At 57.7% G+C, this 955-nt stretch carries 2 protein-coding genes; one reads left to right on the forward strand and one right to left on the reverse strand.

All coding sequences use genetic code 11. From position 1 onward, the window contains the following. The first annotated feature begins 139 nt into the window (after window positions 1-139). Complete coding sequence (locus AC1D0P_RS26075; protein WP_477679373.1) at window positions 140-526, forward strand: ferredoxin; 387 nt, start codon at window positions 140-142, stop codon at window positions 524-526. 106 nt (window positions 527-632) lie between these two features. Here AC1D0P_RS26075 and AC1D0P_RS26080 read toward each other — a convergent pair. Further along, the coding region (locus AC1D0P_RS26080; RefSeq protein ID WP_477679374.1) for a hypothetical protein at window positions 633-955 on the reverse strand (323 nt) is incomplete at its 5' end.

Below are 955 nucleotides of genomic sequence, written 5' to 3' on the forward strand. Positions count from 1 at the left end.
GTGATGAAACGGTCACTACGGGCCGGTGCAAGGGGAGCGCTTGAGGTCTAACAAGTCGATCGACACGGACGTTCTCGCGGCGGGCTTCGCCTACGTATGGCCCGCCGGTCATTTCCGACCTTAGGCGTTACGAAGACATATGCCACAACACAACCGTCATCCGTTGAACGTGCCTGGTGACTTCTACGTTGAAGACGGCTGCTGCGTCGCATGCCTGGTCCCGTTCGAAGCAGTACCCGAACTCCTGCGGTACGACGATGAGGCTTCGCACTGTTATGTCTGCCAGCAGCCAAGAAACTTGCAGGAACAGCAACTTATGGCTGAGGCGATTGGCCTATCAGAAGTCCGATGCATTCGGTACTCAGGCAGAGAAGAGCACATCCTGAATCTGCTTTCTCTTAAGGGGGAACTGAGTCAATGCGATCAAGAGGGCAGCTCAATCCAGGGCGTGCGAGGCAACGATTCGGCATCTGGAAGCAAGCCCACATTGGCCAAGCGGGTGTGGCGACTCTGGACGCGAAAATGACGCCTAACCCTTCCATCGAGCTGACATGCCCCGGTAAGCCGGGTCATGCAGCTCATGTCAAACGTTAGACGGCATGGGACGATCGCTCAAGTTCATTGCGCGTTGGTCAGCGGCCCTCCTGCTCTCGCTGCTGATTGCACTGCCTGGTGCATTCGCTGCTGCAACCTTCGGGGCCTCGGTGGCGGAGCGGGAGTACTACGCGGGCAGAGAGCGACCACCCTTGGGAGAGGACGACTTGGGGTTGGGTCTCGTCGCTGTCGGTGCGTTTTTTTTGTACGGTACCGGTGCGTTCATCGTTGTGTGGCCATTCGCCCTCTGGGGCTCTTATCGGTTTGTCCGCAGGGTTGTTGTCTAACCGGATCGATGCGTCCAGGAGCAGTTCGCCTATGAGCTCCAACGCTGCTTTGGCACGAGATTGCAGTTCGATTC

The sequence above is a fragment of the Polaromonas sp. P1_G2 genome, from assembly GCF_056405515.1.

Excerpts from the sequence above, each read along its gene's own strand:
- AC1D0P_RS26075 (WP_477679373.1), top strand. The coding sequence starts at position 140 with ATGCCACAACACAACCGTCATCCGTTGAACGTGCCTGGTGACTTCTAC.